A 25,740-nucleotide genomic window follows, 5' to 3' on the forward strand; every position below is an offset into this window, starting at 1 on the left:
TTCCGGATTCATGAGTCCTCCTGTCGCACCCCTTGGCTGGAGCCGCTGGCTCGTCCCCCCGGCCGCCCTCTCCGTCCATCTCTCCATCGGCCAGGCCTACGCCTGGAGCGTGTTCAAGCCACCGCTCGAATCCGCGCTCGGTCTCAGCGGTACGCAGAGCGCGCTGCCCTTCCAACTCGGCATCGTCATGCTCGGTCTGTCGGCCGCGTTCGGCGGCACACTCGTGGAGCGCAACGGGCCGCGCTGGGCGATGACCGTGGCGCTGGTCTGCTTCTCCTCCGGCTTCCTGCTCTCTGCGCTGGGCGCGGCCACCGAGCAGTACTGGCTGATAGTCCTCGGCTACGGCTTCGTTGGCGGGATCGGCCTCGGCATCGGCTACATCTCGCCCGTCTCCACGCTGATCAAGTGGTTCCCGGACCGGCCCGGCATGGCCACGGGCATCGCCATCATGGGCTTCGGCGGCGGTGCGCTGATCGCCTCGCCCTGGTCGGCGCAGATGCTGGAGTCGTTCGGTTCCGACAGCTCCGGGATCGCGCTCGCCTTCCTCGTCCACGGGCTGACGTATGCCGTATTCATGCTGCTGGGCGTGCTGCTGGTGCGGGTGCCGCGCAGCGAGCGGCCGACGGAAGCCGGGCCGAGCGCCTTCGAAGGACCGCAGGTGTCGGCTCGCAACGCGGTGCGCACTCCTCAGTTCTGGTGTCTGTGGGTCGTCCTCTGCATGAACGTCACCGCGGGCATCGGCATCCTGGAGAAGGCCGCCCCGATGATCACGGACTTCTTCGCGGACACCTCCACACCGGTGTCGGTGTCCGCCGCGGCCGGCTTCGTCGCCCTGCTGTCGGCGGCCAACATGGCGGGCCGCATCGGCTGGTCATCGACCTCCGACCTGATCGGGCGCAAGAACATCTACCGCGTCTACCTGGGCGCGGGCGCGCTGATGTACGCGCTGATCGCCCTGTTCGGCGACTCGTCCAAACCCCTGTTCATCCTGTGCGCGCTGGTGATCCTGTCCTTCTACGGCGGCGGATTCGCGACGATCCCCGCCTATCTGAAGGACCTCTTCGGCACGTACCAGGTCGGCGCGATCCACGGCCGGCTGCTCACCGCCTGGTCCACGGCCGGAGTCCTCGGACCACTGATCGTGAACTGGATCGCCGACCGGCAGGAGGACGCGGGCAAGCACGGCTCGGCCCTGTACGGCATGTCCTTCGTCATCATGATCGGGCTGCTCGTCGTCGGCTTCCTCGCCAACGAACTCGTCCGTCCCGTCCACCCCCGTCACCACATCCCCGAACCCAAGCAGGAGGCCGTCGATGTCCAGCGACAGCAGTCAGAGTCCGCCTGACCGGCGGGGGCTGATCGCCTTCGCCTGGCTGTGGGTGGGGGCGCCGCTCGGGTACGGGCTGTACGAACTCGTCCAGAAGGCGACACAGCTGTTCACCGGGTGACCGTTCGGGAAGTGTTCGGGCGTCCGAGGGTCTGAGCGAAGCCGACAAGGCGGGCGCCTGTTTCCTGTGGCTTCACCTGCCGTCGTACCCGTGAGTCACTGACCAGACTGGTGGATCCCGCTGTCCGCAGCACAACGAGGGGGATCGCCCATGAACGGCACACGCATCGCCGCCGTCGGTCACTACCAGCCCGCCAAGGTACTCACCAACGAGGACCTGGCGGGCCTGGTCGACACCAGCGACGAGTGGATCAGGACCCGGGTGGGCATCCGCACGCGCCGCATCGCCGGGCCCGACGAGCCGGTCGACGAGCTGGCCGCGCACGCCGCCGCCAAGGCGCTCGCCTCGGCGGGCCTGGCGCCCGCCGACATCGACCTGGTGCTGGTCGCCACGTCCACCGCCGTGGACCGTTCCCCGAACATGGCTGCCCGGGTCGCCGCCCGGCTCGGTATCCCGTCGCCCGCCGCCATGGACGTCAACGTCGTGTGCGCCGGCTTCACCCATGCCCTGGCCACCGCCGACCACACCGTCCGCGCGGGCGCGGCGAGCAGGGCCCTGGTCATCGGCGCCGACAAGATGTCCGACGTGACCGACTGGACCGACCGCACGACCTGCGTGCTCGTCGGCGACGGGGCGGGAGCCGCCGTCGTGGAGGCGGCGCCGTCGGGTGGTGTACCCGGGATCGGGCCCGTGCTGTGGGGTTCGGTGCCGGAGATGGGGCACGCGGTACGGATCGAGGGGCAGCCGGCGCGGTTCGCGCAGGAAGGGCAGAGCGTCTACCGCTGGGCGACCACTCAGCTGCCGCCCATCGCCCGCCGGGCGTGCGAGCGCGCGGGGCTCGCCCCGGCGGACCTCGCGGCCGTCGTGCTCCACCAGGCGAACCTGCGCATCATCGAACCCCTCGCTGAGAAGATCGGCGCCGTCAACGCAGTGGTCGCGCGCGATGTCACCGAATCCGGTAATACGTCGGCCGCGAGCATTCCGCTCGCCTTCTCCAAGCTGGTGGAGCAGGGGGCCGTCTCCACGGGGGATCCGGTGCTGCTCTTCGGGTTCGGCGGGAACCTTTCGTACGCCGGACAGGTCGTCCGCTGCCCCTGACGTGCCGGTACAACAGGGTGTGACGAGGCCGACTCCCCGTTTCCCTGGTCATTGTGCACCGTAGACTGTAGACGAAAGACAATCGATACTGGGTCTACAGGCGAACCGGCTTCACCGCCGCTGTGCATGGCCCTGCCGAGGAGGGGGACCGCGATGTTGTCGACAGGACTGCCGCAGGGGGCCGTGCCCAAGCTGGAACGGCCGGGGCCGCTGCGCGAGCGGGTCTACGAGGCGCTGCTCGAACTCATCACCACCCGCGCCCTGCAGCCCGGCCAGCACCTCGTCGAGAGCGAACTCGCCGGGCACCTCGGCGTCTCCCGGCAGCCGGTGCGTGAGGCGCTGCAGCGGCTGAACACCGAGGGCTGGGTCGATCTTCGGCCCGCCCAGGGTGCGTTCGTGCACGAGCCGACGGAGGAGGAGGCCGACCAGCTCCTCACCGTACGGACCCTGCTGGAGGCCGAGGCCGCCCGGCTGGCCGCGGTGAACGCGGACAAGGCAGGTCTCGATGCCCTGTTGGGGCTGCTGGCGCAGGGAAAGCTCGCCGTCGCCAAGGACGACGTGGATGCCGCCGTCGCCCTGAACGCCCGCTTCCACGCGAAGATCATGGAGCTGGCCGGCAACGCGGTCCTCGCCGAACTGGCGGCGCAGGTCGACCGCCGGGTGCGCTGGTACTACACGCCGGTCGCCCGGCAGCGCGGGGACCAGTCCTGGATCGAACACGGGGAACTGATCCACGCGATCGCCGCCCATGACGAGCAGCTCGCCACCCGGCTGATGCGCGAGCACACCGAGCACACGCGGCGCTCGTACCACGCACGTAAGGAGTCGTAGCCGTTTCAAAGGCCGAAACAGAGGCTGCCGTTCAGAACTGCCTCCGCGTGCCCTCGCGCTACGGCTTCGGCATGGCGGCCTCCATTTCGGCGCGGGCCTCCTGGTGCGGGAGCCCGACGGCGCGCAGGTCCCGGCCCAGCACCTCGCCGAGCAGGGGGACGCGGTCGGCGGGCAACAGCGCCTCGGGCCCGGTCAGTTCGAGGACGCGGCCTGCGTACGCGTCCGACAGCAGGGCGGTCAGGGCGACCTGCGCGATGTCATACGGATCGATGTCGGCGGTATACACGTCCGGGAACGGCACCCGCACCGCGTCGCCCTTGCGGACCTGGTCCGTCAGCCGCAGCGCGTTCGACATGAAGCTGGTCGGCCGCAGGAACGTCCACGGCAGCCCCGACTCGCGCACCGCGGCCTCCGCGTCGATCAGATAACCGGCGACCGCGTTGCCCGTGTCGCCCGTGCCCGCCGACTTCCCGGACAGCATGACGACCCGCCGCACACCCGCGGCCCGCGCGTCCGCCAGGATCTGCCGCTGCCCGTCGTAACCAACCGGGCATCAGGAAGAGGGCTTCTACGCCGTCCAGCGCCTCGCGCACCGTCTCGGGCCGATTCAAATCGCCTGCCACGGCCTCCGCCGTCGACGCCTGCCCGTCAGCCCGGCCGGAACGGCTCAACACCCGCACCGGCTCCCCGGCCCCGGCCGAGGCGCGGACGAGTTCGGCACCCGCATTCCCCGTGGCGCCCGTCATCAGAATCACACGCCCCCCTCCCGGTCCCGGGCCGAGACGGTCCCGGTGTCGTGCCCATCCTGCGGTGTCAGCCCGGTGAGCACTAGGTCACTACGTGTCTTTGTCCTGGGAGTGGAGAAAGTCTGCGGCAATTCGTGCGCAACTTCTTCCCACCCTCGGCTGCCGCTGCTACGTTCCCCTCGAAAGCCAGCCAACCGGTGGCCGATTGAGGCGGGGAGGGGCTCGTGAGACGCATGACGGCACGACCCGCGAACGCCCATCAGGCCCGGTTGCTGAAGCTGTTGCGGGACGGCGGCCCCAACTCCCGTGCTCAGCTGGGCGATCAGGTCGATCTCTCGCGGTCCAAGCTGGCCGTGGAGGTGGACCGACTGCTGGAGACCGGCCTCGTCGTGGCCGACGGACTCGCCGCCTCGCGCGGTGGGCGCCGCTCCCACAACATCCGGCTGGCCCCGGCCTTGCGTTTCCTCGGCGTCGACATCGGCGCGACCTCGGTCGACGTCGCCGTCACCAACGCCGAACTGGAGATCCTCGGACACCTCAACCAGCCCTTGGACGTGCGCGAGGGGCCGGTCGCGGTCTTCGAGCAAGTCCTGTCCATGGCCGCGAAGTTGAGGGCCTCGGGGCTGGCGGAGGGCTACGACGGCGCCGGCATCGGCGTCCCGGGACCGGTCCGCTTCCCCGAGGGGGTGCCGGTCGCCCCGCCGATCATGCCGGGCTGGGACGGCTTCCCGGTGCGGGAGGCGCTCAGCCAGGAACTCGGCTGCCCGGTCATGGTCGACAACGATGTGAACCTCATGGCGATGGGGGAGATGCACGCGGGCGTCGCACGCTCCGTGGGCGACTTCCTCTGCGTCAAGATCGGCACCGGCATCGGCTGCGGCATCGTCGCCGGTGGCGAGGTCCACCGCGGTGTGACGGGCAGCGCCGGCGACATCGGGCACATCCAGGCCGTGCCCGACGGCCGCCCGTGCGCCTGCGGCAACCGGGGCTGTCTGGAAGCACACTTCAGCGGGGCGGCCCTGGCCCGCGACGCCACGGAGGCCGCCCAGCAGGGCCTGTCGGCGGAACTCGCGACGCGGTGGGAGACGAACGGCGGTCTCAGTGCCGTCGACGTCGCCGCCGCGGCCGCCGCGGGTGACGCCACCGCGCTCGACCTGATCCGCGAGGGCGGCAACCGCACTGGCCAGGTCATCGCCGGACTCGTCAGCTTCTTCAATCCGGGCCTGGTGGTGATCGGCGGCGGGGTGACCGGCCTCGGCCACACCTTGCTCGCCGCGATCCGCACCCAGGTCTACCGCCAGTCGCTACCGCTTGCGACCGGCAACTTGCCCATTGTCCTTGGCGAGTTGGGCCCCACCGCCGGAGTGATCGGCGCGGCCCGCCTCATCAGCGACCACCTGTTCTCACCCGCATAAGCACCGTTCTCCTCACGACCCGCTGCATACGGCTCACCGCATACGGCTCACCGCATACGGCTCACCGCATACGGCTCACCGCATACGGCTCACCGCATACGGCTCACCGCACACGGCGCATTGCATACAGCTCAAGTCATAAGGCTCACCAGCACCACTGACTGCTCCGCCCTGCCCTGAAACCGGCCCGCACGCCCGCCAAGGGGAACCCGATGGCATCAGAACCACCGCTGCTCAGCATGTCCGGCATCACCAAGTCGTTCCCCGGAGTCCGGGCCCTCGACGGCGTCGACCTCGACGTCCAGGCCGGCGAGGTGCACTGCCTGCTCGGCCAGAACGGGGCCGGCAAGTCCACGCTCATCAAGGTCCTCGCCGGTGCCCACCAGCCCGACACCGGCACCATCCGCTGGCGTGGTGAGGACGTCACCCTCCGCTCGCCGATCGCCGCGATGCGCCTCGGCATCGCCACCATCTACCAGGAACTCGACCTGGTGGAGCACCTGTCCGTGGCGGAGAATGTCCACCTCGGCCATGAACCCACGGCGGCCGGGTTCGTCGTACGAGGCAAGGTCGCACGAGCCTCAACAGCCGCTCTGTTGAGGCGACTTGGACATCCAGAGATCGATCCGGTCCGCATGGTGGGGGAGCTGCCGGCCGCCCAGCAGCAGATCGTGTCCATGGCCCGGGCACTCTCGCACGACGTCCGGCTCATCGTGATGGACGAGCCCTCCGCCGCCCTCGACCCGGACGAGGTCGACAACCTCTTCCGGATCGTCGGCGACCTCACCGCCGACGGTGTCGCCGTCGTCTACATCTCCCACCGCCTGGAGGAGATCCGCCGGATCGGCGACCGGGTGACCGTCCTGAAGGACGGGCGGGCCGTCGCGGTCGGGCTGCCCGCGAAGACTACGCCGACCCGCGAGGTCGTCGCGCTGATGACGGGACGCAACGTCGAGTACGTCTTCCCGGAGCGGCCCGCGACGGCACCGGACGGCACGCCCGTTCTGGAGGTCCGGGGGCTGGCCCGGGAGGGCGAGTTCGAGCCGCTCGACCTGCACGTCCGGCCAGGCGAGATCGTCGGCCTGGCGGGACTCCTCGGCTCGGGCCGCTCCGAGATCCTGGAGACGATCTACGGCGCCCGCAAGCCCACTGCCGGTCAAGTCCTCGTCGACGGGCGGGCGTTGCGGCCCGGCAGTGTGCGCGCCGCCGTCCGCGCCGGGCTCGGACTCGCCCCCGAGGAACGCAAGGCCCAGGCGCTGCTGATGCTGGAGTCGGTCACCCGCAACGTCTCCGTCTCCTCCATGTCCCGCTTCTCCCGCGGCGGTTGGATCGACCGGGGCGCCGAACACGGCGCGGCACGGGCCGCCACCCGGGAGCTGTCGCTGCGCCCCGACAACCCGTCCGTGCCGGTGCGCACCCTGTCCGGCGGCAACCAGCAGAAGGCCGTCCTGGCGCGCTGGCTGCTGCGCGGCTGCCGGGTGCTGCTGCTCGACGAGCCGACCCGCGGGGTCGACGTCGGCGCCCGCGCCGAACTGTATGCAGTCGTCCGTCGACTGGCTAATGAAGGCCTCGCAGTGCTGCTCGTCTCCAGCGAGGTCCCCGAGGTGCTCGGCCTCGCCGACCGCGTCCTGGTGCTCCGCGAGGGCAGCGTCGTCCACACGGCGCCCGCCCACGACCTGGACGAACACCGCGTACTCGACCTCGTCATGGAAGGAAGCCCCGCGTCATGACGCAGCCCGTCTCCCCACCCAGGGACAGCGCCGACAAGGTGCCCCCGGTGGCCCAAGCTCCCGCCTGGCGCGCCCTCGTGTTCCGCGCCGACGTCCGCACCCTCTCCCTCCTAGGCGTGCTCGCCGTACTGATCCTGATCGGCGGCATCACCAAGCCCGACGAGTTCCTCGACACGCGCAACCTCCAACTCGTGCTCACCCAGGCCTCGGTGATCGGCGTCGTCACCGTCGGGATGACCTTCGTCATCACCTCCGGCGGCATCGACCTGTCCGTCGGCGCGATCGTCGCGCTGGCCTCGGTATGGGCGACCACCGTCGCCACGCAGGAGTACGGCTTCGGCGGCATCCTCTTCACCTCGGTCCTCGTCGGACTCGGATGCGGCCTGGTCAACGGACTGCTCATCGCATACGGCGGAATGGTCCCCTTCATCGCCACGCTCGCCATGCTGGCCTCCGCGCGCGGCCTGGCCCTGCAGATCACCGACGGCCGCACGCAGATCGTCACCGTCGACGGCATCCTCGACCTCGGCGAACGCGACGCGTACGTCCTCGGGATCCCGCCGCTGGTGATGGTGTTCGCGGTCGTGACGATCATCGGCTGGCTGCTGCTGAACCGCACCACCTTCGGGCGCCGCACGGTCGCCGTCGGCGGCAACGCGGAGGCGGCCCGGCTCGCCGGCATCGACGTACGCCGCCAGCGGCTGTACCTCTACCTGCTGTCCGGACTGTGCTGCGGCATCGCCGCCTTCCTGCTGATCATCCTGTCCGGATCCGGCCAGAACACCAACGGCAACCTCTACGAGCTCGACGCCATCGCCGCCGCGATCATCGGCGGCACGCTGCTCAGCGGGGGTCGCGGCACCATCACCGGCTCCGTGCTCGGCGTCCTGATCTTCACCACGATCACCAACATCTTCGCCCTGAACAACCTGCAGAGCGACGTCCAGCAGATCGCCAAGGGCGCGATCATCGTCGCCGCCGTGCTGGTCCAGCGCCGTACCGCGAGCACGAACTGAGGAAAGGGTTCACCGCCATGCCAGAGCCGACGTCATTCACCAGCCGCTTCACCAGTCGCAGAGGACTGTTCCTCGGGACCGCCGCCGTCTCGGCCGGTGCCCTCCTCACAGGTTGCACCAGCAACGAGTCGAGCGACGACGAACCCGCAGCGAACGACCAGCCGGCCGCCGAGGACAAGCCCGGCAAGCAGGTCACCATCGGCTTCGCCGGCCCGCAGGCCGACCACGGCTGGCTCAACGCCATCAACGACAACGCCAAGAAGCGGGCCGAGAAATACTCCGACGTCACCCTGGAGATCACCGAGGGCTCGAACGACACCGCCCAGCAGATCGGACAGATCGAGACCCTCATCAACAAGAAGGTCGACGTCCTGGTCGTCCTGCCCGCCGACGGCAAGGCCCTGACCCAGGTGGGCCTGAAGGCGATGCGCGCGGACATCCCGGTCGTCAATCTCGACCGGATCTTCAACACCCCGCAGGCGTACCGCTGTTGGATCGGCGGCGACAACTACGGCATGGGCCTCAGCGCCGGCCACTACATCGGCGAGAAGCTCAAGGGCAAGGCGAACGCCCGGGTCATCGAACTGGCCGGCCTCGACAACCTGGAGCTGACCAAGCAGCGCACCCAGGGCTTCGACGACGCGCTGAAGAACTACCGCAATATCCGCAAGGTGGCCCGCCAGGCCGCCGACTTCACCGTCGAGTCCGGCCAGGCCAAGATGGCCCAACTCCTCCAGGCCCAGTCGGAGTTCGACGCCCTGTGGAACCACGACGACGACCAGGGCGTGGGCGCGCTGCGCGCCATCGAGCAGGCCGGCCGCGACGACTTCCTGATGGTCGGCGGCGCGGGCGCGCTGTCCGCCTTCCAGGCCATCAAGCAGGACAACGGCGTCCTGAAGGCGACCGTCCTCTACCCGCCGACCATGGCCGCCTCCGCGATCGACCTCGCACGCGCTCTCGGCCAGGCCAAGGGGGTCAGCGGCCTCGCCGAGTACGAGATCCCGGCGTCGATCACGCTCTACTCGGCGGTCGTCGACAAGACCAACGTCGACCAGTACATGTCCACCGGCTTCAAGTGAGGCCTCCCTCCAAGGAGCCCGCCCCGTCCACGGGCCGGGCCGCACCCCCCACCGCGCCACGACGACGAGGAGGACACTCCGCATGGCACAGCCGCAGCAGTCAGAAGGGCCCGGAGCCGAAAAGCCGCCGCTGCGCGTCGGCATGGTCGGCTACGCCTTCATGGGCGCCGCCCACTCCCAGGGCTGGCGCACCGCGGGCCGCGCCTTCGACCTGCCGCTCAGCCCGGTCCTGGCCGCCGTCTGCGGGCGGGACGCGGCCGCCGTGCGCGTGGCGGCCGACCGGCACGGCTGGGCGACGACCGAGACCGACTGGCGGGCCTTGATCGCGCGGGACGACATCGACCTCGTCGACATCTGTACCCCCGGCGACAGCCACGCCGAGATCGCCCTCGCCGCGCTCGCCGCCGGAAAGCACGTCCTGTGCGAGAAACCCCTCGCGAACACCGTCGAGGAGGCCGAGGCCATGGTGACGGCCGCGCAAGCTGCGTTTGAGCGTGGCAAGGTGGCGATGGTCGGCTTCAACTACCGCCGGGTGCCCGCCACCGCGCTGGCCCGGCGGATGGTCGGCGAGGGCCGGCTCGGAGCCCTGAGGCATGTACGAGTGACGTACCTTCAGGATTGGCTGGTCGACCCGGAGTTCCCGCTGACATGGCGACTGCGCAGGGAACAGGCGGGCTCCGGTTCGCTCGGTGACCTGGGCGCGCACATCGTCGACCTCGCCCAGTATCTGGTCGGCGAGCGGCTGGCCGGGGTCTCCGCGCTGACCGAGACCTTCGTACGGCAGCGCCCGCTGCCCGGTGGACCCGCCAGCGGCCTGTCGGCCGTGTCGACAGTCGGCAGCGGACAGGTCACCGTCGACGACGCGGCCCTGTTCACCGGCCGCTTCACCTCCGGCGCCCTCGCCTCCTTCGAGGCGACCCGCTACGCCACCGGCCGCAAGAACGCGCTGCGCATCGAACTCAACGGCGAGCGCGGCTCGTTGGCCTTCGACCTGGAGCGCCTCAACGAGCTCGCGTACCACGACGGTACGGAACCGGGGGCGCACGCCGGCTTCCGGCGCATCCTCGTCACCGAACCCGACCACCCCTACCTGGACGCCTGGTGGCCGCCGGGCCACGGCCTCGGCTACGAGCACACCTTCGTCCACCAGGCCCGCGACCTCGTCCACGCGATCGCCGAGGGCCGGCAACCCGAACCCTCCTTCGCCGACGGGCTGCAGGTGCAGCGCGTGCTGGCGGCGGTGGAGGAGAGCGCCGAGAAGAACTCCGTCTACACGCCCATCGCGGTCTGAGGAGGCGCACAGAAATGCCGCGCACGTTCACGCTGTTCACCGGCCAGTGGGCGGACCTCCCGCTCGAAGAGGTCTGCCGTCTCGCCCGCGACTTCGGCTACGACGGACTCGAACTCGCCTGCTGGGGCGACCACTTCGAGATCGACAAGGCCCTGGCCGACCCGTCGTACCTCGACTCCCGCAGGGCACTGCTCGACAAGTACGGCCTGAAGTGCTGGGCCATCTCCAACCACCTGGTGGGCCAGGCGGTCTGCGACGCCATCATCGACGAACGCCACCAGGCGATCCTGCCGGGCCGCATCTGGGGCGACGGCGACGCCGAGGGTGTGCGGCAGCGGGCCGCCGCCGAGATCGCCGACACCGCGCGTGCCGCTGCCGCCTTCGGCGTCGACACCGTCATCGGTTTCACCGGCTCCGCCATCTGGCACCTGGTCGCCATGTTCCCGCCCGCCCCCGAGTCGATGATCGACCGCGGTTACGAGGACTTCGCCGAGCGCTGGAACCCTATCCTCGACGTCTTCGACGCCGAAGGGGTGCGGTTCGCGCACGAGGTCCACCCGAGCGAGATCGCATACGACTACTGGACGACCGTACGCACCTTGGATGCGGTCGACCGTCGACCGGCTTTCGGACTCAACTTCGACCCGAGCCACTTCGTGTGGCAGGACCTCGATCCTGTCGGCTTTCTGTGGGACTTCCGCGACCGGATCTACCACGTCGACTGCAAGGAGGCCCGCAAACGGCTCGACGGCCGCAACGGCCGCCTCGGCTCCCACCTGCCCTGGGGCGACCCGCGCCGCGGCTGGGACTTCGTCTCCGCGGGCCATGGGGACGTCCCCTGGGAGGACGTCTTCCGGATGCTGCGCTCCATCGACTACCAGGGGCCCATTTCCGTCGAGTGGGAGGACGCCGGCATGGACCGGCTCCAGGGCGCCCCCGAGGCCCTGTCCCGCCTCAAGGCATACGACTTCGAGCCGCCGTCGGCCTCCTTCGACGCGGCGTTCGGCAACTGATCTTCCTTCGCTCTCCGGGATGACGGCGCATCCCGGCGTACGCACCCGCACGTACAACCGGCCCCATTCTGGAGGCATCCGTGCACGGGACCGACCGCACCACCAGCACCGACAGAAACGAGACCCACAGACGACGCCCGTCGTTCCGTAAAGCGGTGGCGCTCTTCAGCGGCGTGCTGCTGGCAGGGGCGACACTCACTCTCACCGCACCCCAGGCCGGCGCAGCCGTCGCCGACGAGGGGGTCGTCGCGGCCGAGGACTTCCAGCAGGTCACTCTCGCCAAGGGTGAGGCGGAGGTCGGCGAACCCATGTCCCTGGCAGTCCTCCCGGACCGCTCGGTTCTGCACACCTCGCGCGACGGCGAACTCCGCCTCACCGACGCCGCGGGCAACACCAAACTCGCGGGCAAGCTCGACGTCTACTCCCACGACGAGGAAGGCCTCCAAGGCATCGGCGTCGACCCCGGCTTCATCACCAACCGCTTCATCTACCTCTACTACGCGCCCCCGTTGAACACCCCCGCGGGCGACGCACCCGAGACGGGCACCGCGGCCGACTTCGCGCCCTTCGACGGCGTCAACCGGCTCTCCCGGTTCGTCCTGAACACCGACGGGACCCTCGACACGGCCAGCGAGAAGAAGATCCTCGACGTCCCCGCCTCCCGCGGCATCTGCTGCCATGTCGGCGGCGACATCGACTTCGACGCGGCGGGCAACCTCTACCTGTCGACGGGCGACGACAGCAACCCCTTCCAGTCGGACGGCTTCACGCCCATCGACGAGCGCGCGAACCGCAACCCGGCCTTCGACGCCCAGCGTTCGGCCGGCAACACCAACGACCTGCGCGGCAAGATCCTGCGCATCAAGGTGAAGGCCGACGGCTCGTACTCCGTCCCGGACGGCAACCTCTTCGCACCCGGCACGGACAAGACGCGGCCCGAGATCTATGCGATGGGCTTCCGCAACCCGTTCCGCTTCAGCGTCGACAAGGAGACTGGCATCCTCTATGTCGGCGACTACGGCCCCGATGCCGGCGCCGCCGACCCGGCCCGCGGTCCCGCCGGTCAGGTGGAGTTCGCGCGGTTGACCGGTCCGGGCAACTTCGGGTGGCCCTACTGCACGGGCGACAATGACCCGTACATTGCATACGATTTCGCGACGGGCGCATCCGGAGCGGCCTTCGACTGCAGCGCGCCGAAGAACACCTCGCCGAACAACACCGGGCTCACCGACCTGCCCCCGGCCCAGCCCGCCTGGATCCCGTACGACGGGGGCTCCCTGCCCGAGTTCGGCAGCGGCTCCGAGTCGCCGATGGGTGGCCCGGTCTACCACTACGACGCCGCGCTCGACTCGCCGGTGAAGTTCCCCGAGGCGTACGACGGGGACTTCTTCGCAGGGGAGTTCGGCCGCCGCTGGATCAAGCGGATCGTCAGCGACGGCAGCGGCACCGTGCAGTCGATCAACGACGTGCCGTGGACCGGCACCCAGGTGATGGACATGGCCTTCGGCCCGGACGGCGCGCTGTACGTCCTCGACTACGGCACCGCCTGGTTCGGCGGCGACGAGCACTCGGGCCTGTACCGCATCGAGAACGCGACCGACGGCCACTCCCCGGTCGCGCAGGCCGCCGCCGACCGGACCTCGGGGCAGGCGCCGCTGAGGATACGTTTCTCCTCCGAGGGAACGACGGACCAGGACGGCGACGCCCTCACGTACAGCTGGGACTTCGGTGACGGCGGCAAGTCGACGCAGCCGAACCCGACGTACAAGTACAAGAAGAACGGCACGTACACCGCGACGCTGACCGTGAAGGACCCGAGCGGCCGCACCGGCAACGCGAGTGTGCAGATCGTGGTGGGCAACACCGCGCCCAAGGTGACGCTCGAACTCCCCAGGGACGGGCAGCTGTTCAGCTTCGGTGACGCGATTCCGTTCAAGGTGCGGGTCGCCGACGTCGAGGACGGCAGGACCATCGACTGCGCGAAGGTCAAGGTCACCTTCATCCTGGGCCACGACAGTCACGGCCACCCGGTGACCTCGGCGAACGGCTGCACCGGCACCATCCAGACCAGCGCCGACGGCGGCCACGACGACGACGCCAACATCTTCGGTGTCTTCGACGCCGAGTACACCGACGGCGGAGGCGGCGGCCAGGCCCCGCTCACCACCCACGACCAGAACGTAGTCCAGCCCAAGCACCGCCAGGCCGAGCACTTCGGCAACGGCTCCGGCGTCTCGATCATCACGAAGGACACCGCGCACGGCGGCGAGACCGCCGGCGACATCAACAACGGCGACTGGATCTCCTTCACGCCGTACGTCCTCAGCAACGCCAAGAAGATCACAGCGCGCGTCTCCTCGGCCGGCGCGGGCGGCACGCTGGAGGTCCGTGCCGGGTCCTCGACGGGCACCCTGCTCGGCAAGGCGACCGTGCCGGTGACCGGCGGCTGGGACACCTTCCAGGACGTCAGCGCCGACCTGTCGCGCGCCCCGCGCGGCACGACCACGCTCTATCTGGTCTTCAAGGGCAGCGGCTCGGGAGCCCTGTACGACGTCGACGACTTCACCTTCACCACGAGCTGAGAGGAGGTGACGGCGATGCGTTCAACCCGACGACTGGGTACCGCCGTTGTGGGCGCGGCCCTGTTGCTGGGCTGTGTCTCGGAACCCGCCGCCTCGCAACCCGCCGACGACCAACGGGTGCTGGTCTTCTCCAAGACGGCCGGCTTCCGGCACGACTCCATCCCCGAGGGCGTCGCGACGGTGAAGCAGCTCGGCGAGACGGACGGCTTCACGGTCGACGCGACGGAGGACGCCGGCGCGTTCACCGCACGCAACCTGCGGCGCTACGACGCGGTCGTGTTCCTGTCGACGACCGGCGACGTCCTCGACCCGGCCCAGCAGCGGGCCTTCGAGGACTACATCCACCGCGGCGGAGCCTACGTCGGCATCCACGCCGCCGCCGACACCGAGTACGACTGGGCGTTCTACGGCGGCCTGGCCGGCGCCTACTTCCAGTCGCACCCGGCGATCCAGCCCGCGACGGTGCACGTCGAGGACCGCGCTCACCCAGCGACATCGGGCCTTTCGCGGACCTGGGAACGCACCGACGAGTGGTACAACTACCGCTCGAACCCCCGGGAGCGGGCCCACGTCCTCGCCTCGCTCGACGAGTCGTCGTACACCGGCGGCACCATGCACGGCGACCACCCGATCGCCTGGTGCCAGACCTACCAGGGCGGCCGCGCCTTCTACACCGGCGGCGGTCACACGAAGGAGTCATTCGCGGAGCCCGCGTTCCGTCGACATCTGGCAGGCGGAATCCGGTATGCAATAGGCGATGTCCAGGCGGACTGTCGACCGGAGACGGGATACCGTCCACTCTTCGACGGCAGCTCGCCGGCGGGCTGGCAGCAGGCCGGCCCGGGCTCCTTCACCCTGGACGACGACGGCACGATCACGTCGTCGGGCGGGATGGGAATGCTCTGGTACGCCGACCGGGCCTTCGGGGCGTACTCCCTGAAGCTCGACTGGAAGATGGCCAGTGAGTCGGGCGACGACAACTCCGGTGTGTTCGTGGGATTCCCGCCCTCGGACGACCCGTGGTCGGCCGTGAACAACGGCTACGAGATCCAGATCGACGCCACCGACGTCCCCGAGAAGACCACCGGATCCGTCTACGGCTTCCAGTCCGCCGACCTGAGGAAGCGCGACCGTGCGCTGAATCCGCCGGGGGAGTGGAACACGTACGAGATCCGCGTGGAGGGCGAACGTCTGCGCGTCTGGCTCAACGGCGTGAAGATCAACGATTTCACCAACACCGATCCGGCCCGGAGCCTGCGGGACGGGCACGTCGGCATCCAGAACCACGGAGCCGGCGACCAGGTGTCCTTCCGTGACATCCGGATCAAGGAACTGCCCGTGCAGGGCGACTGAGCGGCGGCGGGCGGGGGACGCCGGACTCCCGCCCGCCGTCTTCGCCCGCAAGGGGGTGATCCCACCCCGCGGGCTCGCATACGAGGCGTGTGCGCATACGAGGTGTTCGTCGCATACCCAGGCGTTCGACGAGGAGGCTGCCCATGTCCGCGTCCGTTTCCCCACCGCGCGTCGGCGTCTGGCTGATCGGGGCACGGGGCTCCGTCGCCACCACGGTCGTCGTGGGATGCGCCGCCGTCACCGCGGGTCTGCAACCGCCGACGGGACTGATCACCGAGACAGCCGCATTCGCCGACAGCGGCTTACCGGCCCTGTCGTCCCTCGTCTTCGGCGGCCACGACACGGTCGACTGCCCCCTGCCCAAGCGCGCGGAGGCACTGGCGGCCGGAGGCGTCCTGCCGCACGGCCTTGCGACGGCGGTCGGCGCCGAACTGGCCGCCGCCGACCGGGAGGTCAGGCCCGGCGGCCCACTCGCCGGGGACACGCGGGACGCGGAGGAGCTCATCGTCGCCTTCGCCGACGACCTACGGGACTTCGTACGGCGGCACGGCCTCGCGCGGGCGGTCGTGGTGAACGTCGCCTCCACGGAACCGACGCCCACCGGCATCGAGCTCCCCGCCAGCTCTCTGTACGCGGCGGCGGCCCTGCGCGCGGGCTGCCCGTACGTGAACTTCACCCCGTCGACCGGCCTGCACCACCCCGCGCTGGCCCAAGCGGCCCAGTCGTCGGGGCTGCCGTACGCGGGCCGCGACGGCAAGACCGGGCAGACGCTGCTGCGTTCGGTGCTGGGCCCCATGTTCGCGCAGCGGGCGCTCGCGGTCCGGGCCTGGTCCGGCACCAACCTGCTCGGCGGCGGAGACGGTGCCGCCCTGGCCGATCCGGCCGCCGCGGCGGCGAAGAACGCGGGCAAGGAACGGGTCCTCGCCGACACCCTCGGCACGACACCCGAGGGCGAGGTCCACATCGACGACGTCCCCGCGCTCGGCGACTGGAAGACCGCCTGGGACCACATCGCCTTCGACGGCTTCCTCGGCGCCCGCATGATCCTGCAGACCATCTGGCAGGGCTGCGACTCGGCCCTGGCCGCACCCCTGGTCCTCGACCTGGCCCGCCTGGTCTCCCGCGCCCACGAGAGGGGCCTGTCCGGACCGCTGTCCGAGCTGGGGTTCTACTTCAAGGATCCCGTCGGGGAAGGACCCTCGGCTCTGGGGGAGCAGTACGCGGTACTGCTGGGGTTCGCCCGGCGATTGCGGAGCGGTGCGGTGGCGCCGCGGGCGGACGAACACCCGGGGGAGGGCCGGTGAACGGCCGACGCGATGCCCCGAGCCCGAACGGCGTGGACGCGATGGCCGGTCCGGGCCTGAACGGCGTGAGCGCGAGCGGTGCGGGCCTGGTCGGAGTGGGGACGGTAGGCAGGGGACCGAGCCGCGCCGCCGGCGCGCAGGCGTGGACCGAACTGCTCCGCCTCCCAGCCCTGTTCACGGTCCCGGGAGACGCCCTCGCCGGTGCCGCGGCAGCCGCCGCGCGCCCCAACCCCCGCACCCTGCTCGCCATCTGTTCCTCCCTGTGCCTGTACGAGGCAGGCATGGCCCTCAACGACTGGGCCGACCGGCACGAAGACGCAGCGGAACGCCCGCACCGTCCCCTGCCCTCCGGCCGCATCCGCCCCACGGCGGCCCTCGCGGCAGCCTGCGCGTTCACCGGCGCGGGCCTGTCCCTGGCCGCCCGCGCCGGCCGCCCAGCCCTGGCCGTCGCGACCCCTCTCGCCGCGACGGTCTGGGCATACGACCTCCTCCTGAAGCGCACCCCGGCAGGCCCGTTCGCGATGGCGGCGGCGCGCGGTCTGGACCTGCTCCTCGGCGCGGCAGCCACGACGGGCGGCGCGACGCCAGCGGGTGATACGGGGACCACCGCGGGCTCTGCGCGCCGCGCCGGCGGCGTTCGCCGAGCCCTTCCGTCCGCCGCCCATCTCAGCGCACACACCCTCGCGGTCACGGCCGTGTCCCGCCGGGAGACCCGGGGCGGTTCACCCCTGGCCCCTCTGGCAGCGCTTGCCACGACCGGCGTACTGACCAGGCTCCTGACGCGCCCGCCCACCAGCCGGGTCACCACCGCGCCCCCGCCCGGGCGTCCCGGCCGACCGAACCGGCACGGCCGCCTCGACCTGCCCGACCGGGACTCAGCAAGCCCCCCTCGCCCAAGGCTGTCCCCGGCCGCCGCCCCGCGCACGGCTCTCGCCGCCGCCTACGCCGCAACCGCCGCCCGCCCCTACTTCCACGCCACGCTCAACCCCTCACCCCCGCTCACCCAACGAGCCGTCAGCGGCGGCATCCGCGCCATGATCCCGCTCCAGGCCGCACTCTCCGCCCGTTCCGGCGCGACCGCCACGGCGCTGCTCACCGCGGCGCTGGCCCCGATCGCGGGGAGATTCGCGAGGAAGGTGAGCATCACATGACCGCCGAAGCCCTCCCTTCCTCCGCAGGCACCCCGTTCCACTTCGGCTACGGCACCAACGGCCTCGCCGACCTCCGCCTCGACGACGCCCTCGTCCTCCTCGCCGATCTCGGTTACGACGGCGTCGGGCTGACCCTCGACCACATGCATCTCGACCCGCTCGCCCCGGACCTTCCCGCCCGTACCCGCCGTCTCGCGCACCGACTGGACGCGCTCGGCCTGACGGTCACCGTGGAGACGGGCGCCCGCTATGTGCTCGACCCGCGTCGCAAACACGGCCCCTCTCTGCTGGACCCCGACCCGGACGACCGCGCCCGACGCGTCGACCTGCTGATCCGCGCCGTACAGGTCGCCGCCGACCTCGGCGCCCACGCCGTCCACTGCTTCAGCGGCGTCACCCCGGCAGGCACCGACACGCACACGGCGTGGAAACGGCTGGCCGAGGCCCTCGGGCCCGTCCTGGACGCCGCCACCAACGCCGGCATCCCCCTGGCCGTCGAACCCGAGCCCGGCCATCTCCTCGCCACCCTCGATGACTTCCACCACCTCCGTCGCGTTCTCGGGGACCCGCACCACCTCGGTCTGACCCTCGACATCGGCCACTGCCAGTGCCTCGAACCGCTCCCACCCCCCGACTGCGTACGCGCCGCCGCTCCTTGGCTGCGCCACGTCCAGATCGAGGACATGCGCCGCGGCACCCACGAACACCTCCCTCTCGGAGACGGGAAGATCGACTTCCCGCCCGTCCTCGCCGCCCTGTCCGCCGTCGGCTACCAGGGCCTGACCGTCGTCGAACTGCCCCGCCACTCCCACGCGGGCCCCCACTTCGCCGAGCTCTCCCTTCCGTTCCTCCGCCGCGCGGCAGCCGTCGCGGCGGTTCGCAGGACCGCGACGCCGCCCAGCGCTCTCCGCCGGCCAGTCCCGCCGCGCACCCCGCACCTCGCACCCCCAGGCGAGCCCTCCGCCACCCCTGAAGGGAGCACACCATGACCCATCCCCATGCCGCCCCGGACACCCCCGCGTCGGACACCCCGGGCACCACCCTCGCCCGCACCCCGCTGGACGTCCTGCGCAGCCACGTCAACGCCCACCTCGGCGCAGCCGCCCGTGCCTGGCTCGACCAGGCCCTCGACGAGGCCGCCGCCCATCCCGGCACGCACGGACCCATCTCCATATGGGAGCTGCGTCTCGCCGAGGCCGGACGCCGCTGCGGCCCCGAGCACGCCGACGCCGTCCGTGTCCTCATCCTGAACGCGGCCAGAGCCGACCCGGACGCCCTCGCTCGCGTCTACGCCCAGGGCACCGCAGCCGAACGCCGGGCCGTCCTGCACGCCTTGCCCCACCTGGTGCCGGGCCCCGAGGCCGTCCCGCTTGTCGAGGACGCCCTGCGCACCAACGACACCCGACTCCTCGCCGCCGCCCTCGGCCCGTACGCCGCCCGGCACCTCGCCGCTCACCACTGGCGGCACGCCGTCCTGAAATGCCTCTTCACCGGCGTGGCCGTGGCCGAGGTGGCCGACCTGGAGCGGCGCGCCCGCGGCGACAGCGAACTCGCCCGCATGCTCGGCGACTACGCCGCCGAACGCACCGCCGCGGGCCGCCCCGTCCCCGAAGACCTCTCCCGCGTCCTGGCCCTGACCGACCCCATGTCCCCGCCGCCGGCCGAGCACGGCATCCGCGGCCCCGACGGCAAGGAGTCCTGATGCGCATCTTCGACCCCCACATCCACATGACGTCACGGACCACCGACGACTACGAGGCCATGCACGCCGCCGGCGTCCGCGCCGTCGTCGAGCCGTCCTTCTGGCTCGGCCAGCCCCGCACCTCACCCGACTCCTTCCTCGACTACTTCGACTCCCTGCTCGGCTGGGAACCCTTCCGCGCCGCGCAATACGGCATCGCCCACCACTGCACCATCGCCCTCAACCCCAAGGAGGCGGGCGACCCGCGCTGCGTCCCCGTCCTCGACGAACTGCCCCGGTATCTCGTCAAGGACCAGGTCGTGGCCGTCGGCGAGATCGGCTACGACTCGATGACCCCCGCCGAGGACACCGCCCTCGCCGCGCAGCTCCAGCTCGCCGCCGACCACGAGCTGCCCGCCCTCGTCCACACCCCGCACCGCGACAAGCTCGCCGGCCTGCGCCGCACCCTCGACGTGGTCCGGGAGTCCGCCCTCGCTCCGGAACGGGTCCTGGTCGACCACCTCAACGAGACCACCGTCAAGGAGGCCAAGGACAGCGGCTGCTGGCTGGGCTTCTCCGTCTATCCGGACACCAAGATGGACGAGGAGCGGATGATCGAGATCCTGCGCGCCTACGGACCCGAACAGGTGCTGGTGAACTCCGCCGCCGACTGGGGCCGCAGCGATCCCCTCAAGACCCGCAAGGTCGGTGACCTGATGCTCGCCGAGGGCTTCACCGAGGACGACGTCGACCGGGTGCTGTGGCGCAACCCCGTCGCCTTCTACGGCCTGAGCGGCCGCCTAGCCCTCGACGTCGCGGCCACGCAGGCCACCCACGAAGGCAACTCCATCCTGCGCGGCGCCCCGAGAGACCCGGACGAGGCGGCCGGCGCCCTGTCCCCGGGGGCGTGACCGATGCGCTTCCGCCACCCCGACGGCACCACCGTCCATCTCGCCTACTGCACCAACGTCCACCCCGCCGAAACCCTCGACGGCGTCCTCGCCCAGCTCCGCGACCACTGCGAACCCGTCCGCCGCCGCCTCGGCCGCGACCGTCTCGGCATCGGCCTGTGGCTCGCCAGGGACGCGGCGCACGCCCTCGTCACGGACCCGTCCGCCCTGCGGGGCCTGCGCACCGAACTCGACCGGCGCGGCCTCGAGGTCGTCACCCTCAACGGCTTCCCATATCAGGGCTTCGGCGCCGAAGTGGTCAAGTACCGCGTGTACAAGCCGGACTGGGCCGATCCCGAGCGCCTCGACCACACCACCGCCCTGGCCCGCGTCCTGGCCGGACTCCTGCCCGACGACGTCACCGAGGGCAGCATCTCCACCCTGCCGCTCGCCTGGCGCACCGACCTGCTCGTACCGCCCGGCTCCGCACCGGCGGACGGGACGCCGGCGGCGGAGCGCGCGGAGACGGCCCGTACCTGCCTCGCCGGCCTTGCCGAGCGTCTGGACGCACTGGCGGAGCTGACCGGCCGCTCCATCCGCGTCGGCCTGGAACCCGAACCCGGCTGCGTCGTCGAGACCACCGGCGACGCCATCGCCCCGCTGGCCGCGATCGGCCACGACCGGATCGGCATCTGTGTCGACACCTGCCATCTCGCCACCTCCTTCGAAGACCCGCACACCGTCCTGGACGCGCTCGCCGGGGCCGGCATCCCCGTCGTCAAGTCCCAGCTCTCGGCCGCCCTGCACGCCGAACACCCCCATCTGCCCGAGGTCCGCGCCGCCCTCGCAGCCTTCGACGAACCCCGTTTCCTGCACCAGACCCGCACCGCGACGTCCGCCGGCCTGCGCGGAACCGACGACCTCGGCGAGGCCCTCGCGGGCGACACCCTTCCCGACGCGGCCCCGTGGCGTGCCCACTTCCACGTCCCGCTGCACGCGGCCCCCGCCGCGCCCCTCACCTCCACGCTCCCCGTGCTGAAGGCCGCCCTGACCCGGCTCGTCGGCGGCCCGCACCCGCTCACCCGCCACCTCGAGGTCGAGACCTACACCTGGCAGGCGCTCCCGCCCGAGCTCCGGCCCCGTGGCCGGGCCCAGCTCGCCGACGGCATCGCCGCCGAACTGGCGCTGGCCCGTGACCTGTTGACGGACCTCGGCCTGAAGGAGCTGCCATGAGCACCCGCGTCACAGGCGTGAGCACCCACCGGACCGCCCCGGGCCCGACCCCGCTCCTCGTCCTCGACGTCGTCGGCCTCACCCCCCGTCTCCTCCACCACATGCCCCACCTCAAGGCCCTCGCGCAGTCCGGTTCCCGCGCGCCGCTCGGCACCGTCCTGCCCGCCGTCACCTGCGCCGCCCAGTCCACCTTCCTGACCGGCACCCACCCCTCGGAGCACGGCATCGTCGGCAACGGCTGGTACTTCCGCGAACTCGGCGACGTACTCCTGTGGCGCCAGCACAACGGCCTGGTCGCCGGAGACAAACTCTGGGACGCCGCCCGCCGCGCGCACCCCGGCTACACAGTCGCCAATATCTGCTGGTGGTACGCCATGGGCGCCGACACCGACATCACTGTCACCCCCCGTCCGATCTACTACGCCGACGGCCGCAAAGAACCCGACTGCTACACGCGCCCCGCCGACCTGCACGACGAACTCACCGAGAAACTCGGCACCTTTCCCCTCTTCCACTTCTGGGGACCCGGAGCGGACCTGGTCTCCAGCCGCTGGATCATCGACGCGACCCGGCACATCACACGCACCCGGCACCCCGACCTGACGCTCTGCTACCTCCCTCACCTCGACTACGACCTGCAACGGCACGGCCCCGACGACCCGCGCTCCCTGAAGGCCGCCGCCGACCTGGACACGGCCCTGGCTCCGCTCCTGGACGACGCCCGCGCCGAGGGCCGAACGGTCGTCGCCCTGTCCGAGTACGGCATCACCCGCGCGGAGCGCCCCGTCGACATCAACCGTGCCCTGCGCCGCGCCGGACTGCTGGAGGTGCACACGCAGGACGGCATGGAGTACCTCGACCCGATGGCCTCCCGTGCCTTCGCCGTCGCCGACCACCAGATCGCCCACGTCTACGTCCGCCGGCCGGAGGACCTCGACGCGACCCGGGCCGCCCTCGACGGCCTGCCCGGCATCGAGCAACTCCTCGACGACGAGGGCAAGAAGGCCCACCATCTCGACCATCCGCGCTCGGGCGAGCTCGTCGCCGTCGCGGAGCCGGACGCCTGGTTCACGTACTACTACTGGCTCGACGACAGCCGAGCGCCCGACTTCGCACGGCTGGTCGAGATCCACCGCAAACCCGGCTACGACCCCGTCGAACTCTTCATGGACCCGCTCGACCCCTACGTCAAGGTCAAGGCGGCCACGGCGCTGGCGCGCAAGAAGCTCGGCATGCGCTACCGCATGGCGGTCGTGCCCCTGGATCCCTCACCTATTCGCGGCAGCCACGGCCGCCTTCCCGCGAGCGACGACGACGGTCCGCTCCTCATCTGCTCCACCCCCCGCGCTGTCGGCGACCGCGTCGCGGCCACCGACGTGAAAGCACTCCTGCTCCAACTGGCCGGTCTTTCCTGACTGGTCACAAGTGAAGCACTCACCACTGACAACGCCCCGTGACCTGGAGGAGTTCCAGATGAGCCGCACACCTCGCACGGCCCGAACGAGCAAGGCGCACGACCCCGGACTGGCGCACCGCCTCAGCAGACGAGGGATGCTCGGCGTCGCCGCCGGCGCCACCGCCGCCGCGCTGCTCGGCGCCGCCGCGGCCCCCGCCACGGCAGCTGCCGCCGCGGAAACCTCCGCCGCGGGCCGGGGCCGTCCCGTCCTGCCTCCCGGCCGGCTCGGCATCCAGCTCTACAGCCTGCGTGACAAGGTCTCCACGCTGGGCTTCGCCCCCGTCTTCGCCGAACTCGAGAAGTACGGCTACGACGAGGTCGAGTTCGCCGGATACACGCAAGGAGCGGCGGGCGCGATCACCCTCGCCCAGCTCAAGCGGCTGGCCAGGAACCACGGCCTGAACCCGATCGGCAGCCACGTCGGCTACTACTCCAGCGACCCGAACGCCTACACCTTCGCCCAGAACCTCACGAAGGTCCTCGACGACGCCCAGGCCCTCGGCCTCAAGCACATCGGCACCGCCGCCGGCCCGTTCCGCTACGGCTCCACCGTCGACGCGTGGAAGCGCGCGGCCGAGGACTTCAACACCTACGGCGCGGCGGCCAGGGCACGCGGCATGAAGTTCTACCAGCACAACCACTCCGAGGAATTCTCCTTCGCCACCGACAACCCCAAAGTCCGTCTCTACGACGTGCTGCTCGCCGAGACCGACCCCGACCTCGTGTACCTGGAGATGGACATCTACTGGGCGTACTCGGGCCAGTTCCGCTTCTCCAAGCGGCCCGACGGCACGCCCGCACCCTTCGAACCCCTCGACTACGTCCTCAAGCAGCCCGACCGCTACCCGCTCTTCCACGTCAAGGACGGGGTGAGCGACCCGGCCAACCAGTACGGCTACCGCATGGTCGACGTCGGCGACGGCGACATCGACTACCAGAGGTTCATCTCGGCTGTGACCCGGCTGCGCGGCCAGCGGTTCGCCCACCACTGGCAGGCCGAGCACGACAATCCGACCGAGTCCTTCACGTTCGCCCGCCGGTCCAGTGAGCACCTGCACTCGCTGCGCGAGAAGTGCTGACAGCCGTACACACGTGAGGAGGCCCTCCCCGGTTGGCAGATTCGAGGGGTCGTTGCAACACGCGGTGAGTTGATCAGGCCGCGAGCAGTTTATGCAGGCGCTCGGCTGGGGTTTCCCAGCCGAGCGTTTTGCGTGGGCGGCTGTTGAGTTCGGCGGCGACGGCGTCGAGGTGTTCGCGGGTGTGGACTGAGAGGTCGGTGCCCTTGGGGAAGTACTGGCGGAGCAGGCCGTTGGTGTTTTCGTTGGAGCCGCGCTGCCAGGGGCTGGCCGGGTCGCAGAAGTAGACCGGGACGTCGGTGGCGATGCTGAAGCCGCGGTGGCCGGCCATCTCGCTGCCTTGGTCCCAGGTCAGGGACTGCTTCAGGTGAGGCGGCAGGGTCTTGACGGTGTCGATCAGGGCGTTGCGCACGGCCGTGGCTCCGTGGCCGCTTGGCAGGTGGACGAGCATCAGGAAGCGGGTGCTGCGTTCCACGAGGGTGGCGATCGCGGAGCGGGAGTTGGTGCCGACGATCAGGTCGCCTTCCCAGTGCCCGGGGATGGCCCGGTCGGCGACGTCGGCGGGCCGCTCGCTGATCAGGACCATGTCCTTGACGGCGCGGGAGTGCCTCTTGTGAGCCTGGCGGTGAGGGCGGCGGACGGCACGACCGGTTCGCAGCGCGCGGGTCAGCTCGCGGCGGAGTTCGCCGCGGCCCTGGACGTAGAGGGCCTGGTAGATGGTCTCGTGGGTCACGTGCATCTCCGGCCTGTCGGCAAAGCGTCTGCGCAGAGCGTGGCAGATCTGCTCAGGACTCCACCGCAGGGTCAGGCGGGCCTGGATGAAGTCGCGCAGCTCCGGGTTCCGGCCGATCTTCCCGGTCTTGGGGCGAGGCCGGCGGGCGTCGGACCGACGCTGGGCGGCATGGGGCCGGTAGGACCAGCGGCCGTCGGCCGAGACCGTGCGGTTGCGGCGGATCTCGCGGCCGATGGTCGAGGGGGCTGCGGCCCAGCTCGGCCGCGATCGCCCGGACACTGGCCTTCTCCCGCAGCCGGTCGGCAATGTGGATGCGGTCGGCCTCGCGCAGGTATCGGGAGAGTGCAGGAGGCGCGGTCTCCTCCACGACGGACGGCACCACCGAGTTGATCGGTGGTGCCGCTCTGAACCGCCCGGACGCATTGCGCCGGTTACGCCATCGCTTGCCGGTCCGCAGATTGATACCGACGGCCCGGGCAGCCTCGGCGTAGGTCATTCCTTGATCCACAAGCCGGAAGTATTCCTCCCGCTCACGGACCAGGGTCCTGGGCCCCTGAGCCACCATCCGGTTCTTCCGGATCTTGAAGGTCATTGCATCCCCGAGCTGGGGTGTT

General features: G+C 70.8%; 21 protein-coding genes and 2 pseudogenes. 20 read left to right on the forward strand and 3 right to left on the reverse strand.

Annotated elements, in window-relative coordinates:
• Positions 1-10: 10 nt before the first annotated feature.
• The 4 genes from Q4V64_RS46005 to Q4V64_RS46020 all read left to right on the forward strand — a co-directional run bounded on the left by Q4V64_RS46005 (position 11) and on the right by Q4V64_RS46020 (position 3,377).
• Complete coding sequence (locus Q4V64_RS46005; protein WP_124437815.1) at positions 11-1,345, forward strand: OFA family MFS transporter; 1,335 nt, start codon at positions 11-13, stop codon at positions 1,343-1,345.
• Entirely contained in the window at positions 1,314-1,448 is a 135-nt protein-coding gene (locus Q4V64_RS46010; protein WP_301184468.1) for a hypothetical protein, read from the forward strand. Before Q4V64_RS46005 ends, Q4V64_RS46010 begins: the two co-directional genes overlap by 32 nt.
• A 150-nt stretch (positions 1,449-1,598) precedes the next feature.
• Positions 1,599-2,546 (forward strand): beta-ketoacyl-ACP synthase III, encoded by a 948-nt coding sequence (locus Q4V64_RS46015; protein WP_124437814.1) that lies wholly within the window; start codon positions 1,599-1,601, stop codon positions 2,544-2,546.
• A gap of 153 nt (positions 2,547-2,699) precedes the next feature.
• On the forward strand, positions 2,700-3,377 hold the full coding sequence (locus tag Q4V64_RS46020; RefSeq protein WP_124437813.1) for a GntR family transcriptional regulator: 678 nt from the start codon (positions 2,700-2,702) through the stop codon (positions 3,375-3,377).
• Positions 3,378-3,435: 58 nt separating this feature from the next.
• Here Q4V64_RS46020 and Q4V64_RS46025 read toward each other — a convergent pair whose 3' ends face one another.
• Positions 3,436-3,858 carry a hypothetical protein gene (locus tag Q4V64_RS46025; RefSeq protein WP_253266755.1) on the reverse strand — a complete coding sequence of 141 codons (423 nt, stop codon included), beginning with the start codon at positions 3,856-3,858 and terminating at the stop codon, positions 3,436-3,438.
• 124 nt (positions 3,859-3,982) lie between these two features.
• Positions 3,983-4,123: pseudogene (locus Q4V64_RS55755) on the reverse strand (nucleoside-diphosphate sugar epimerase); the annotation flags it as partial.
• A gap of 233 nt (positions 4,124-4,356) precedes the next feature.
• Here Q4V64_RS55755 and Q4V64_RS46030 point away from each other — a divergent pair.
• The 16 genes from Q4V64_RS46030 to Q4V64_RS46105 all read left to right on the forward strand — a co-directional run bounded on the left by Q4V64_RS46030 (position 4,357) and on the right by Q4V64_RS46105 (position 24,396).
• Entirely contained in the window at positions 4,357-5,538 is a 1,182-nt protein-coding gene (locus Q4V64_RS46030; protein ID WP_124437812.1) for an ROK family transcriptional regulator, read from the forward strand.
• Between the two features lie 212 nt (positions 5,539-5,750).
• A complete protein-coding gene (locus Q4V64_RS46035; RefSeq protein WP_124437811.1) occupies positions 5,751-7,268 on the forward strand; it encodes a sugar ABC transporter ATP-binding protein in 1,518 nt (505 codons plus the stop codon).
• Positions 7,265-8,284, forward strand: a complete 1,020-nt coding sequence (locus tag Q4V64_RS46040; protein ID WP_124437810.1) for an ABC transporter permease — start codon at positions 7,265-7,267, stop codon at positions 8,282-8,284. Before Q4V64_RS46035 ends, Q4V64_RS46040 begins: the two co-directional genes overlap by 4 nt.
• Before the next feature lie 17 nt (positions 8,285-8,301).
• Positions 8,302-9,363 carry a substrate-binding domain-containing protein gene (locus Q4V64_RS46045; RefSeq protein ID WP_124437809.1) on the forward strand — a complete coding sequence of 354 codons (1,062 nt, stop codon included), beginning with the start codon at positions 8,302-8,304 and terminating at the stop codon, positions 9,361-9,363.
• An 82-nt stretch (positions 9,364-9,445) separates the two neighbouring features.
• Positions 9,446-10,654, forward strand: a complete 1,209-nt coding sequence (locus Q4V64_RS46050; RefSeq protein ID WP_124437808.1) for a Gfo/Idh/MocA family oxidoreductase — start codon at positions 9,446-9,448, stop codon at positions 10,652-10,654.
• A gap of 14 nt (positions 10,655-10,668) precedes the next feature.
• Positions 10,669-11,667 (forward strand): sugar phosphate isomerase/epimerase family protein, encoded by a 999-nt coding sequence (locus Q4V64_RS46055; protein WP_124437807.1) that lies wholly within the window; start codon positions 10,669-10,671, stop codon positions 11,665-11,667.
• An 80-nt stretch (positions 11,668-11,747) separates the two neighbouring features.
• The gene (locus Q4V64_RS46060; protein WP_124437806.1) at positions 11,748-14,249 is read left to right on the forward strand and encodes a PQQ-dependent sugar dehydrogenase; all 2,502 of its coding nucleotides are present in this window, start codon (positions 11,748-11,750) and stop codon (positions 14,247-14,249) included.
• Positions 14,250-14,264: 15 nt separating this feature from the next.
• A complete protein-coding gene (locus Q4V64_RS46065; protein ID WP_124437805.1) occupies positions 14,265-15,602 on the forward strand; it encodes a ThuA domain-containing protein in 1,338 nt (445 codons plus the stop codon).
• A 143-nt stretch (positions 15,603-15,745) separates the two neighbouring features.
• Positions 15,746-16,906 carry an inositol-3-phosphate synthase gene (locus Q4V64_RS46070; protein WP_124437804.1) on the forward strand — a complete coding sequence of 387 codons (1,161 nt, stop codon included), beginning with the start codon at positions 15,746-15,748 and terminating at the stop codon, positions 16,904-16,906.
• On the forward strand, positions 16,903-18,057 hold the full coding sequence (locus Q4V64_RS46075; protein ID WP_253266754.1) for an SCO3242 family prenyltransferase: 1,155 nt from the start codon (positions 16,903-16,905) through the stop codon (positions 18,055-18,057). The genes Q4V64_RS46070 and Q4V64_RS46075 overlap by 4 nt, the downstream gene beginning before the upstream one ends.
• Positions 18,054-19,046: a sugar phosphate isomerase/epimerase family protein gene (locus Q4V64_RS46080; RefSeq protein WP_124437803.1), complete on the forward strand. Its 993-nt coding sequence runs from the start codon at positions 18,054-18,056 to the stop codon at positions 19,044-19,046. The genes Q4V64_RS46075 and Q4V64_RS46080 overlap by 4 nt, the downstream gene beginning before the upstream one ends.
• A complete protein-coding gene (locus Q4V64_RS46085) occupies positions 19,043-19,759 on the forward strand; it encodes an EboA domain-containing protein (protein WP_124437802.1) in 717 nt (238 codons plus the stop codon). The genes Q4V64_RS46080 and Q4V64_RS46085 overlap by 4 nt, the downstream gene beginning before the upstream one ends.
• Positions 19,759-20,649, forward strand: a complete 891-nt coding sequence (locus Q4V64_RS46090) for a TatD family hydrolase (RefSeq protein WP_172629026.1) — start codon at positions 19,759-19,761, stop codon at positions 20,647-20,649. Before Q4V64_RS46085 ends, Q4V64_RS46090 begins: the two co-directional genes overlap by 1 nt.
• Positions 20,650-20,652: 3 nt before the next feature.
• Positions 20,653-21,861, forward strand: coding sequence for a metabolite traffic protein EboE (gene eboE / locus Q4V64_RS46095; RefSeq protein WP_124437801.1), 1,209 nt, complete (start codon positions 20,653-20,655; stop codon positions 21,859-21,861).
• Positions 21,858-23,276 (forward strand): nucleotide pyrophosphatase/phosphodiesterase family protein, encoded by a 1,419-nt coding sequence (locus Q4V64_RS46100; RefSeq protein WP_124437800.1) that lies wholly within the window; start codon positions 21,858-21,860, stop codon positions 23,274-23,276. The genes eboE and Q4V64_RS46100 overlap by 4 nt, the downstream gene beginning before the upstream one ends.
• 58 nt (positions 23,277-23,334) lie before the next feature.
• Positions 23,335-24,396, forward strand: coding sequence for a sugar phosphate isomerase/epimerase (locus Q4V64_RS46105; protein WP_124437799.1), 1,062 nt, complete (start codon positions 23,335-23,337; stop codon positions 24,394-24,396).
• A gap of 73 nt (positions 24,397-24,469) precedes the next feature.
• On the opposite strand, the pseudogene Q4V64_RS46110 reads toward Q4V64_RS46105, so the two are convergent.
• A pseudogene (locus Q4V64_RS46110) lies at positions 24,470-25,718 on the reverse strand (IS30 family transposase).
• Positions 25,719-25,740: the final 22 nt, after the last annotated feature.

This window comes from Streptomyces sp. NL15-2K (genome assembly GCF_030551255.1).
Lineage (GTDB): Bacteria > Actinomycetota > Actinomycetes > Streptomycetales > Streptomycetaceae > Streptomyces.

Bases quoted from the DNA above. Each gene is read 5' to 3' on its own strand.
- Q4V64_RS46005 (WP_124437815.1), top strand. From the start codon at position 11: ATGAGTCCTCCTGTCGCACCCCTTGGCTGGAGCCGCTGGCTCGTCCCC.
- Q4V64_RS46010 (WP_301184468.1), top strand. From the start codon at position 1,314: ATGTCCAGCGACAGCAGTCAGAGTCCGCCTGACCGGCGGGGGCTGATC.
- Q4V64_RS46015 (WP_124437814.1), top strand. From the start codon at position 1,599: ATGAACGGCACACGCATCGCCGCCGTCGGTCACTACCAGCCCGCCAAG.
- Q4V64_RS46020 (WP_124437813.1), top strand. From the start codon at position 2,700: ATGTTGTCGACAGGACTGCCGCAGGGGGCCGTGCCCAAGCTGGAACGG.
- Q4V64_RS46025 (WP_253266755.1), bottom strand. From the start codon at position 3,858: ATGCTGTCCGGGAAGTCGGCGGGCACGGGCGACACGGGCAACGCGGTC.
- Q4V64_RS46030 (WP_124437812.1), top strand. From the start codon at position 4,357: ATGACGGCACGACCCGCGAACGCCCATCAGGCCCGGTTGCTGAAGCTG.
- Q4V64_RS46035 (WP_124437811.1), top strand. From the start codon at position 5,751: ATGGCATCAGAACCACCGCTGCTCAGCATGTCCGGCATCACCAAGTCG.
- Q4V64_RS46040 (WP_124437810.1), top strand. From the start codon at position 7,265: ATGACGCAGCCCGTCTCCCCACCCAGGGACAGCGCCGACAAGGTGCCC.
- Q4V64_RS46045 (WP_124437809.1), top strand. From the start codon at position 8,302: ATGCCAGAGCCGACGTCATTCACCAGCCGCTTCACCAGTCGCAGAGGA.
- Q4V64_RS46050 (WP_124437808.1), top strand. From the start codon at position 9,446: ATGGCACAGCCGCAGCAGTCAGAAGGGCCCGGAGCCGAAAAGCCGCCG.
- Q4V64_RS46055 (WP_124437807.1), top strand. From the start codon at position 10,669: ATGCCGCGCACGTTCACGCTGTTCACCGGCCAGTGGGCGGACCTCCCG.
- Q4V64_RS46065 (WP_124437805.1), top strand. From the start codon at position 14,265: ATGCGTTCAACCCGACGACTGGGTACCGCCGTTGTGGGCGCGGCCCTG.
- Q4V64_RS46070 (WP_124437804.1), top strand. From the start codon at position 15,746: ATGTCCGCGTCCGTTTCCCCACCGCGCGTCGGCGTCTGGCTGATCGGG.
- Q4V64_RS46080 (WP_124437803.1), top strand. From the start codon at position 18,054: ATGACCGCCGAAGCCCTCCCTTCCTCCGCAGGCACCCCGTTCCACTTC.
- Q4V64_RS46085 (WP_124437802.1), top strand. From the start codon at position 19,043: ATGACCCATCCCCATGCCGCCCCGGACACCCCCGCGTCGGACACCCCG.
- Q4V64_RS46090 (WP_172629026.1), top strand. From the start codon at position 19,759: ATGCGCATCTTCGACCCCCACATCCACATGACGTCACGGACCACCGAC.
- eboE (WP_124437801.1), top strand. From the start codon at position 20,653: ATGCGCTTCCGCCACCCCGACGGCACCACCGTCCATCTCGCCTACTGC.
- Q4V64_RS46100 (WP_124437800.1), top strand. From the start codon at position 21,858: ATGAGCACCCGCGTCACAGGCGTGAGCACCCACCGGACCGCCCCGGGC.
- Q4V64_RS46105 (WP_124437799.1), top strand. From the start codon at position 23,335: ATGAGCCGCACACCTCGCACGGCCCGAACGAGCAAGGCGCACGACCCC.